13 protein-coding genes are annotated in these 10693 nt (G+C 30.3%); 9 read left to right on the top strand and 4 right to left on the bottom strand.

Translation table 11 applies throughout. The features are described 5' to 3' along the window. Positions 1-109: 109 nt before the first annotated feature. Complete coding sequence (locus tag MR593_RS02135) at positions 110-562, bottom strand: hypothetical protein (protein WP_290686513.1); 453 nt, start codon at positions 560-562, stop codon at positions 110-112. Between the two features lie 301 nt (positions 563-863). Here MR593_RS02135 and MR593_RS02130 point away from each other — a divergent pair, with 301 nt between their 5' ends. Both MR593_RS02130 and MR593_RS02125 read left to right on the top strand, forming a co-directional pair. Continuing rightward, entirely contained in the window at positions 864-1229 is a 366-nt protein-coding gene (locus MR593_RS02130) for a hypothetical protein (protein WP_290686511.1), read from the top strand. 43 nt (positions 1230-1272) lie between these two features. Continuing rightward, positions 1273-2463: a hypothetical protein gene (locus MR593_RS02125; protein WP_290686509.1), complete on the top strand. Its 1191-nt coding sequence runs from the start codon at positions 1273-1275 to the stop codon at positions 2461-2463. 53 nt (positions 2464-2516) lie between these two features. Here MR593_RS02125 and MR593_RS02120 read toward each other — a convergent pair whose 3' ends face one another. Then, on the bottom strand, positions 2517-3035 hold the full coding sequence (locus MR593_RS02120) for a DUF1836 domain-containing protein (protein ID WP_290686507.1): 519 nt from the start codon (positions 3033-3035) through the stop codon (positions 2517-2519). Positions 3036-3257: 222 nt separating this feature from the next. Here MR593_RS02120 and MR593_RS02115 point away from each other — a divergent pair, with 222 nt between their 5' ends. From MR593_RS02115 to MR593_RS02105, 3 genes are all read left to right on the top strand, one after another. Continuing rightward, the gene (locus tag MR593_RS02115) at positions 3258-3950 is read left to right on the top strand and encodes an SGNH/GDSL hydrolase family protein (protein ID WP_290686504.1); all 693 of its coding nucleotides are present in this window, start codon (positions 3258-3260) and stop codon (positions 3948-3950) included. A gap of 123 nt (positions 3951-4073) precedes the next feature. After that, the gene (locus MR593_RS02110) at positions 4074-4751 is read left to right on the top strand and encodes a transaldolase family protein (protein WP_290686502.1); all 678 of its coding nucleotides are present in this window, start codon (positions 4074-4076) and stop codon (positions 4749-4751) included. Between the two features lie 102 nt (positions 4752-4853). Beyond that, positions 4854-6671, top strand: coding sequence for a MutS-related protein (locus MR593_RS02105; RefSeq protein ID WP_290686499.1), 1818 nt, complete (start codon positions 4854-4856; stop codon positions 6669-6671). Positions 6672-6711: 40 nt separating this feature from the next. Here the strand turns inward: MR593_RS02105 and MR593_RS02100 are convergent, their stop codons facing one another. Together MR593_RS02100 and MR593_RS02095 are read right to left on the bottom strand one after the other, a co-directional pair. Next, positions 6712-6924 carry a helix-turn-helix domain-containing protein gene (locus MR593_RS02100; RefSeq protein WP_290686496.1) on the bottom strand — a complete coding sequence of 71 codons (213 nt, stop codon included), beginning with the start codon at positions 6922-6924 and terminating at the stop codon, positions 6712-6714. A 10-nt stretch (positions 6925-6934) separates the two neighbouring features. Next, the gene (locus MR593_RS02095; protein ID WP_290686494.1) at positions 6935-7414 is read right to left on the bottom strand and encodes a DUF2975 domain-containing protein; all 480 of its coding nucleotides are present in this window, start codon (positions 7412-7414) and stop codon (positions 6935-6937) included. A 214-nt stretch (positions 7415-7628) separates the two neighbouring features. Between MR593_RS02095 and MR593_RS02090 the strand changes: the two genes are divergently transcribed. The 4 genes from MR593_RS02090 to MR593_RS02075 all read left to right on the top strand — a co-directional run bounded on the left by MR593_RS02090 (position 7629) and on the right by MR593_RS02075 (position 10692). After that, on the top strand, positions 7629-8216 hold the full coding sequence (locus MR593_RS02090; protein ID WP_334301806.1) for a xanthine phosphoribosyltransferase: 588 nt from the start codon (positions 7629-7631) through the stop codon (positions 8214-8216). Positions 8217-8276: 60 nt separating this feature from the next. After that, on the top strand, positions 8277-8783 hold the full coding sequence (locus MR593_RS02085) for an NUDIX hydrolase (RefSeq protein WP_290686489.1): 507 nt from the start codon (positions 8277-8279) through the stop codon (positions 8781-8783). Positions 8784-8797: 14 nt separating this feature from the next. Then, positions 8798-9511: a CRISPR-associated endoribonuclease Cas6 gene (gene cas6, locus MR593_RS02080; RefSeq protein WP_290686486.1), complete on the top strand. Its 714-nt coding sequence runs from the start codon at positions 8798-8800 to the stop codon at positions 9509-9511. A gap of 287 nt (positions 9512-9798) precedes the next feature. Then, positions 9799-10692 carry a sigma-70 family RNA polymerase sigma factor gene (locus tag MR593_RS02075; protein WP_290686515.1) on the top strand — a complete coding sequence of 298 codons (894 nt, stop codon included), beginning with the start codon at positions 9799-9801 and terminating at the stop codon, positions 10690-10692. The last annotated feature ends 1 nt before the right edge of the window (position 10693 follow it).

Here is a 10693-nt window from a genome sequence, read left to right as displayed (position 1 = left end):
AGACCAGCTAGCCAATGCACTTAAAATATATAGAGAAGTTGTGTATAAAAACTAATAATAAAAATTAAAAAGGGATGATCGCAATTTACTTGCGACATCCCCTGAGATACTATCTAGTAACTAATATTGCAATTTGATATTTTGGGTTGTAGCTTATTTGGATTAGTTGATTTTTCTTGATATTTTGTAAATCCTCACCACCATAAGCTATTTTTAATTTTATAGGTTTTTTACCTTGTTTTAATATTGCGATGTATTCTTTTTTACCTTTTTGTTCTAGGCTTATTAAATTACCTACATAAGGTGTAAAGTTTTGGAATTCTTTAGCTTGACTTCTAATATAGAAGAAAGTACCAACACATATAGCTAAATTTATTGCAAGAATGATCCATCCGTTAATATGTAACATAGCTCCAGCTATTATTAAAATAATCATAGCTACTATAGGTATAATTGCTTTTTTCATTAATAATTTACCCATAATTTCATTTGCTTTTTTCTCTGGTCCGCTCATAGTTTTTGATCTAGCATATGATTCGGCAAATTTGTCTTTTAAACCCATGTTAATCCTCCTAATTTTAATAGATATTTAATTTTAATTTATTTTACCCATTTTTATATTAAAAATTTAGACGCGAAAGCTAAATTTTAAAGGCAAAATAAAACATATTAATTATTTTATCATAAAACAAGTAAAAAGAAAATAAAACTATATATGAAATATGAAATTTTGCTATTTTAAAAAGAATTATTCATTGATAGCTAAATGATGAATTTAAGCTTTATATGTGTTAAAATAAATATATTGTTTTGGATTTAAATAATATGAAATGGATATGAAAAAATTATAGGTGGTATAGTTTATGAGTGACAAAATTTGTATAAGTATAAAAAATAAAAAATTCAATAAAGAAAACGAAAAGACGAAAGAGGCGATATACAAAGCTTTGAATAAATTGTGTGAAACAATAATTCAATTTGAGGAAAATGACCAGCCCTTCGAAAAAATATTTAATAATGAAGCTATAAAGTACGATGTATTTGAAAATAATTTCTACACTTATAAATTTAGGTATGCTGATAATACTCAGCTTAGGATTTTGTATCACTTTGTCAGAGATGAGAAAGGTAAAATCACTATAGAGCTTCACCAGTATGCAGTTAAGAGAAGAAATAATAAAAATTATATAGAAGCATTTGAAAAATACGCTAGAAAGTACGATGAATAAATTTTATAAAATGTTGTATACGATGTAAAAAGGGGATAATATTATGGATTATAAAAAATCAGGTGTATTTTCTGAAAGTCAAAAGATAGACTGCAGAAACTTATGTCTTTATTTAAATTTTAAAAATGAAAAACTAGATGATATATGTAAATTTATGAAATTAATAGAAGGCAATTTGGTAGAAAAATTTGAAGATGATTTCGTATTTGATATGGAGTTTGATGAAGAAGAAGTGACAGCCAAAGTACTTCACAAGAAATTTGCAAATGTATCTGATAATATAAATAGAAGAATAAATTTATTGTACGATGGTATATTAAAAAGCGATCAAATTTCAAGTAGATTTGACTATAGAAACTTTATCTCAAATAGGATGTTTATGGATGAATGGGTTTTGAAATCTTTAGAGTTAGATTTTGACTTGGAGGATACAGAGAGCATAAAGGATTATATATTGAGAAATATAGAAAGCGAGAAGGTTGATTATTTAGGTGAGCCTACACCTCAAGATATAGGACTTAATTTTAGTTGCGAGTATTTAGAAAAGAATGAGGAAGAAGACGATGATTTTGGATATTTTGGATCTTTAAGCTTTAATATCAGCGGATATATACTAGATTACGATTTTGAGTATTTTACAAATTATTTAAAGGATTTTGTAAAAAAATCAGGCGAAATATTAAAATCTCTATGCGCTAATATTTTTATATCTGAAAAAAATTTCAAGACAGAGTATTTTAATTTGTTTGAAATGGAGTTTATCGAACACGAGGATATCGAGGATGAAGAAATTTATGAGGATTATATAAACCACCACAGATATGGATTTTTGAGCGGAATAGAGGGGATAAATTATATCCCAAATGATTTATTTGAAGAGATAGATAAGACTCTACTAGAAGATGAGGTTTTTAATGTTGAAGCTATGGAAAATGGAGTTTTTGTAAATGTAAATAAACCGCTAGACGAGGTTAATATACAAGATAAGTATAGAGTCAGAGAGGTCTTAGACGATATTTTAATCAAGGGATATTGTGACCATGATTTGATACATTTTATGCAATTTTTAGGTAAGGTTCCACTTTATTTAGATGAAGTATTTTTAATAGAAGCTCTAGAAGACGAAGTCAGAGACGATTTATACAATAGATATTTTATAGTTACTAAAAATAGAGAAGTTGAAGGATTGAATCTAGATAAAGGCAAGTTTAGAGTACATAGATTTAATATGTAATAGAAAAAAGCAATTTACTAATGAGTTTAGTGCAAATTAGTAAATTGCTTTTTTTATTCGTTTTCTTCCTCTGTATTAAATTCGATTAATTTTTGTACGTATACTTTGTTTGCAAATGCTTGAGTTGCTGCAACTAGTATTTTGTTATGTATATTTTCTTCGATTTGGTTGTCCTCATTTTGCTCTAAAAATGTGTTTTTTAAAGAGCGCTCTAATTCACAGCAGAATGTGTTGTAAAAATCCTCTACCTCGCAGTCTTGATTATTTATGATTTTTGAAATTTCAGATATGCTGAGTATTCTTTTTAAGACAGAGATAATTATTAAATACGCCACATGAAATTTCTTATAGTGCTTTTTAGAAGGACTTTCTATTACTCTTTGCTTTACGTAGTTGTTTATCATAGATTTTGTTATGATTTTCTCGTCCCCTTCAGAAGAAAAAATACTCAGAGAGGTTTCTATTATCGATAAAACCTGATCCATGTACAAATCTATATTTGGAAGTTCATTAAACCTTGGAAGGTGAAAATCCAAAATTTCCTTTATATAATGAGAATCTTTAAAATCCAAATTTACCAGCTCCTTATTTGTTAGATATCTATTTTAAAATTTTATCATTAAGAAGCACGATAATCAATAGTAGTTTATGTAATATATAATACTAGATAATATGATTTGAAATATAAAAATACTTGACTTAGTTATAATAAAGATTTAATATAGTATTAAAAACTAGATAATATAAAATGAAAAAATACATAAAATAGATATAAAAAGAAAGGTATGATATATATGAAGAAAATAACTATATGGGGCGATTCTGTATTAAAGGGAGTCGTATTAGAGGAAGGAAAAGACAGATATTCTCTACTTAAAAACAGCAGTATAGAGTTAACTAAAAGAGAACTTGATGTCGATATAAAAAATAATTCTAAATTCGGACTTACAGTTACAAAGGCTATGAGACTTATACAAAAGAGTCTATCAAAAGACGAGCTTCCAAATTACGCTTTGGTGGAATTAGGCGGAAATGACTGTGACTACAATTGGAAGGAAATTTCAGAAAATCCAGACGGAGAATACTTCCCAAATACGCCTCTTCCTAAATTTATAGACAGTATAAATAATATAATAGAAAATTTTAGAAAAAATGGCATAGAGCCTATTTTGACTAATTTGCCTCCGCTTTCTTCTCAAAAGTATTTCGATTGGTTCGGTAAAAATGGTCTAAATACAGATAATATAAAAAGATGGATGGGCGATATAAATAGAATTTACAAACACCAGGAGACATATTCACTTGCGCTTATGGATATTGCGAACAGACAAAAATGCGATTTAATCGATATACGTACACCGATTATACTTGAAGGAAATACAGATGATTTTATATGTGAAGACGGCATCCATCCAAATGAAAAGGCGCATAAATTGATGGCTGATACGTTTATAAACTATATATCTGATAGAATAATTTGTGCTTAATCGATTGAAAAAACTGAAATAAGTCTGAAAAATTTCTCAGGGGTGGAAAAAATGTGTATTAATTATTAAAATATATAATGTTAAAATAAAATTGAACAATAAATACAGAAGAAAGGTGACATTATGAAATTAATAATAGATTACGCAAATTTAGAAAAAATAAAAGAAATGTATATGTACTATCCAGTAGATGGAGTTACTACAAACCCATCTATTTTAGCAAAGGAAAATAGAAACCCTTATGAAGTTTTAAAGGAAATAAGAAAATTCATAGGTAATGACGGCGAATTACATGTACAAGTAATATCAAAAATTGCTGAAGACATGGTAGAAGAAGCTGATAAAATAAGACAAGAATTAGGAGACAATACTTATATAAAGGTACCAGTTACAAAGGAAGGCTTAAAAGCTATAAAAATTCTTGCAAAAAAAGATGTTAACGTAACTGCAACAGCTATATACACACAAATGCAAGGCTATCTTGCAGGAAAAGCTGGAGCTAAATACGCAGCTCCTTATGTAAATAGAATAGACAATTTAGGTGCAAATGGAATAAAGGTCGCAAAAGATATACACGATATATTTGTTAAAAACAACATAGAAACAGAAGTAATAGCAGCCAGCTTTAAAAATTCTCAACAAGTTTTAGAATTAGCAAAATATGGAATCGGCGCTGCTACAATAGCTCCAGATGTAATGAACGGACTAATTAAATTAGACGCAGTTACATGTGCTGTAGATGCATTTATAAAGGACTTCGAAAGTGTATGTGGAGAAAATGCGACAATGCTAAATATATAAACCATTAAAAATTAATAAATCTTAACAAACAAAAAAGTATAACAGACGTTAAAATCTGTTATACTTTTTTGTATAGAAAATTATTTACAGGGAGATTTTTAAATGAAAATTGAAGATTATAAAAAAAAGCGAGAAGAAATTGAAAAAAGCTTAAAGGAGCTAAATAAAAAGAGCAATTTTATAAGTTGGATTAGAGTAGCTCTATTTATAGTAATTGTGGCAGTGTTGGCGTATGGATATTTTAACAAAAATAATATGTTTTATGGGATAGCGTTGATTTTGACAGTTGTTTTCTTAGTGGCTGTTAAGCTTCACAACGACATAGAGGCGAAAATAAAATATAAAGAAAGCAAAATTAAGGTATATAAAAAATACATCAAGCGATTAAATGGTACTTGGTACGACTTCAAAGATAAGGGCACAGAGTACCTAGATGAAAAAATGCCTTATTTGAAGGACTTAGATATATTTGGAGAGGGATCTCTATACCAGTATATCTGTAGCGCCAATACTGTCTACGGAAAGAAATGCTTAGTAAATCATTTGAAAAAGACAGATTATAATTTAGATGATATAATGAAGCATCAAAAAGCTGTCGAGGAACTATCTCATATGCAGGAATTTTCTAATGAGATAGAGGCTTTATCGTATTTAATAAATGAAAATAAAAAGAAAAACGTAAATAAAGAAATAAAGAAATTCTTAGAAGTATGTGAGGACGAAGACTCTACTCAGCCTAGCGTAAATCGAATTTTGATGTGGATACTACCTCCTGTATTTATAGCAGTTGTGGTATTGTTTTTAATCGGAATAAACCCAGCTATATATGGAAGTCTCTTAAAATTAGTTTTGATTTTAAACCTTCTATTAGCGTTTTTAAATATGCGAAAGAGCACAGCTGTGTTACTGCCTGTAGCAGATTTTTATAAAAATATAAGTGTCTATGAAAATATATTTAAAGAAATCGAAAATAAGGAATTCAAAAGTGAATATTTAAAAGAATTAAAACAAACTCTAAGCAAAGACGGAGGAAGTATAAAGGCTCTAGGGGAACTGAAAAAAATAGGAGAATATATAGCGCTTAGACAAAATTTTGTCGCAAACGTATTGCTAAATGGAGCTTTCTTATGGGATTTTCACTGTATAGATATGTTTGACAAGTGGAAAGTCAAATATGGAAAGTATATAAGAACATATCTAGAGGTTGTAGGTGAAATAGAAGCTCTAATAAGCTTGGCGTCTATCACATATATTAGAGATGATTATACATTTGCCGATATAAGCGAGGACGAAATTCCTCAGATAGAATTTAAAAATCTAAAGCATCCTCTTATAAAAATAGAAGATGCAGTCGGCAATGGTATAAATCTAAAGGGCAAAACATGCGTAATCACAGGCTCTAACATGTCAGGAAAGACTACCTTCTTGAGAAGTATAGGTATAAATCTAGTGCTTGCTTATGCTGGAGGACCTGTGTTAGCGTCTGAATTTAACGCATCTGTAATGAAAATACTCACATCGATAAGAGTAGAAGACAATGTAAACAAGGGAATTTCTACGTTTTATGCTGAACTTCTTAGAATCAAGGAGATGACTGAGTACAACGAAAATCAAAAGCCTATGATATGCTTAATAGACGAGATATTCAAGGGTACAAATTCAGCGGATAGAATAATATGCGCCACAGAGGCAATCAAAAAGCTCTCAAATACTTGGAGCGTAACCCTAGTATCTACACACGATTTTGAACTATGTAACTTAGAAAGCGACGAAAATATAAAAGCTGTAAACTACCATTTCGCTGAATACTACGAAGACGATGAAATTAGATTCGACTACAAAATCAGAAACGGAAGATGTGTAACGACTAACGCTAAATTCCTACTTAAGATGGCAGGTATAGCAGATGTAGATATATAATAGATAAAAATAAAGTGATAGATATAACTCTATCACTTTATCAATCATCGTCTTTAATATATTCTAATATATCACCAGGCTGACAATCAAGTGTCTCACATATTTTATCTAAGGTCGTAAACCTTATAGCTTTTGCCTTTCCATTTTTTAGGATAGAAATATTTGCCATAGTTATTCCGACTCTTTCCGATAATTCCGTTACGCTCATTTTTTTCTTTGCTAAAACAACATCTAAATTAATTCTTAGACTCATTGGATCACCTCTATATTGTGAGATCATTTTCATCCTTTAAATCGCACGCTTTTTGTACTAGATGAGCAAGTACAGCAGTAAAAACTGATATACACATCGCTACGAATATTATAAATAATATTATAATTAAAATACTTGGATGTAGCAAATTTAAAAATAATAAAATAATCGCACCTATAAAATATAAAATGCATTCTGATAGAGCGTATCTTCTGATTTTATTTAAAGAATCCATATTCTTTTTAGAAAATGAATTGTCGTTGTTGATTTCGTTTGAGATTTTCCAGCCTTCAAATAGCGCTCCGTAAAATGGAATCGCAGTTATCCATATAAATATTAGACAAGGATAGAACATATAGCTGTACTCTGGATATTCAGAGGCTATGTCGCGTCCAAATATTGGAACTATGACTAATGCGACAATTGCCAATATAATACAAGTTAGACTTATAAACAATTTTAATGATCTCGCTAATTCATTTTGTTTCATAAGAGACCTCCTTAAATTTAATTTATTATGAATTTATAATAACAAAGAAAAAAGGTTAAGTCAATAATTATTTATTGTTTATCGATAAAAAAATATTGTTTTTTAATATGAAAAATAGAAGAAAAAGTTGAATTTAGTTGTTTTATGTACATAAAAAACATATTATGGTATAATTAGTTCAATAATTTAAAAATTAGATATAAAAATAGATGAGGTGACAGATTTGAAGGAATTAGAGGCGAAAATACTTAGCGAGGGGACTGCTATCAACGAAACAGTGCTTAAGGTAGACTGTTTTTTAAATCATCAAGTAGATCCTTTTCTAATGCAAAGAGTGGGAGAAGAATTTGCAGAGTATTATAAGGATAAAGGAATAACAAAGGTATTTACTATAGAAAGTTCGGGAATAGCTCCAGCAGTTATGACAGCTATAAAATTAAACGTGCCTATGGTTATATTAAAAAAACAACAATCTAAAATATTAAATGGAGATGTTTATCAAACTAAAGTTAGTTCATTTACAAAGGGGACTAGCTATGAACTTACTCTATCTAAAAAATACATAGATAAGGACGATAAAATTCTATTAATAGATGATTTTCTAGCAAATGGAGAAGCTGCTTTTGGTGGAATTAGATTGATTGAAGAAGCAGGGGCGACAGTTTCAGGTGTAGGTATAGTTATAGAAAAATCATTCCAGCCTGGAAGACAAAGACTTGACGATGCAGGATACGATGTATATTCTCTTGCTAGAGTAAAAAGACTCGCTGAAGGTGTTATTGAATTTGTAGAAGAAGTGTAAATATGTGGGACTGTTCGTTTTGAATAGTCCTTTAATAATGTCAGATAAAGGAGCAAAGCTATGGAATATTGGGATATTTACGACAAGGATAGAAATTTTACTGGTAAGAAAAAGGGCAAATACGAAAAATGGAATGAAGGCGAATACCATCTAGCTACAGAGGCCTGGGTTATAAATTCTAAAAAACAAATCCTAGTTCAACAGAGATCAGATAAATGCGAGATTTTGCCTGGAGTATGGGCTCTTACAACAGGTAGAGTCATATCAGGTGAGACAACTAGACAAGGATGTGTAAGGGAGCTAAAAGAAGAGCTTGGCATAACAGTCGAAGAAGAGGACTGCGAACTTGCCGGGATTTATTTCAAAACTCGCCTTGGGATGATCTGGGATATATATTTTGTAAGAAAAGATATAAACCTAAAGGATATAGTTCTTCAAGAAGAAGAGGTCGCTAGAGTTAAATTTGTGAGCACTGATGAATTTAGAGAAATGCTTAAAGAAGGTACTATGTACGAGTACGAGGAGATATACGATTTATTAGATGCTATAGACAATAAACTTGATTAAGCGAGGAGAAAATTATGATATACAGATTGACTATAGAGTTTACTTTAGATAAAAGGCAGAAGCTCGACTACAACATAGGCTCTGTGCTTCAGGGTATAATGATGACATTTTTAGATAGAGATTACGGAGATGTGCTTCACAGACAGTCTCTAAGACCGTATAGTCAGTATTTTGAAATCAAAAATAATAAGTATTATTGGGTGATAAATACATTGACTGAGGAGGCTAAGTCTGGGATTATAGATAAAATTTTAGTGTCTGATAGGAGGATTTTAGATTTAACATATAGAAAGACAAAGCTGATTATAGAAAAGATGGAGTTAACCCAAGCTATGATTTTAGATGATATTGGAAAGAGAGATATAGTAGTGAATTTTAAGACGCCGACTAGCTTTAAGAGGACTTCTGGCGGATATGAGATTTTTCCATCAGTTAAGCATATTTTCAATAGTATTATAAATAAGTACAAAAATTTCTCAAAAAATGACTTAGAAGAAAATTTTCTTGAAAAAATTGTTGAAAATGTGGAGATTACGGGATATAATTTAAGAACAAGCCATTTTGGAGTGAAAGGAAATTACGTACCAGGATTTATGGGAACTGTAAATTTGAAAGTAAAAGGAAGTGCAGACTTTAAAAATGAGGTTATGAAGCTCTTACAATTTGCTATCTACAGCGGTGTAGGTCTCAAAGGAACCATGGGAATGGGGGCATTTGAGATAAAATAACAAAAATCTACAAAAAAATAAAAAAAAAGAAGGAATTTAAGTTAAAATGTAGAATATAATAAGGTATCACTAAAATATCGAAAAGACACATCAAAATCACACAAAATCTATAGTATTCAGCATTATAAAAATCGATATAAAAATTTTTAAAAACGAAATAAGGATATTTGTCGTATTTCGTGTAATTTTATTTGCTATGTATTAGTATTTTTAAAAATATATACTGATTGAAGTATATAAAGAGGGTAAATATTATTAAGGGGGTAAAAATGTCTATGGAGCTAGATATGAAAAATGTTGAAACAATTGAAAACGACATGGGAGAAGTATCAAAAGAATTTGCAAACCTAGATGATTCAGTAAAAATGTATTTGAAAGAAATAGGAAGTATACCTCTATTGACTAAAGAAGAGGAGCTAGAGCTTGCAAAAAAAGTTTCAGAAGGAGATGAACTAGCTAAACAAAAATTAGTAGAATCAAATCTCAGACTAGTAGTAAGTGTTGCTAGAAAATATTTGAGAAAAGGGATGCCTATGCTAGATTTAATTCAAGAGGGTACATTAGGTCTTATAAAGGCAGCCGAAAAATTCGACTACACAAAGGGCTTTAAATTCAGCACTTACGCAACTTGGTGGATTAGACAAGGCATCACACGTGCCATAGCCGACCAAGCCAGAACTATAAGAGTGCCAGTCCATATGGTAGAAAAAATAAATAAATTATCGAGCGTATCTGCATTACTAGCAGCAGAATTAGGCAGAGATCCAAAGCCAGAAGAAATCGCCGACAAAATGGATATGTCTGTAGACAAGGTCGTAGAAGTTATAAACGTCTCTCAAAAACCAACATCTATAGAATCAACAGTAGGAAAAGAAGACGACACAGAGCTAGAGGAAGTCTTGCCAGACAAAAACGCTTTATCACCAGAAGAAATCGTAACAGCCTCTTTGCTTAAAGAGCAAATAGAAGAAATCCTAGGAACCTTAACTGAAAAAGAAAAAGGCGTACTAGAATTACGTTTTGGATTAAACGGAGGAGAAAGACATACTCTAGAAGAAGTCGGTAAGGCCTTTAACGTGACTAGAGAAAGAGCTAGACAAATAGAAAACAAAGCTCTTAGAAAATTGTCTCATCCAAGTCGCGCAAATAAGCTGATAGATTATTATTATGATATATGCTAGG

This window comes from Intestinibacter sp., from assembly GCF_022780145.1.
In the GTDB taxonomy this organism is placed as follows: Bacteria; Bacillota; Clostridia; order Peptostreptococcales; family Peptostreptococcaceae; genus Intestinibacter.
Note: the sequence above shows the minus strand (reverse complement) of the source record. Positions and strands in the feature narration are given on the sequence as shown.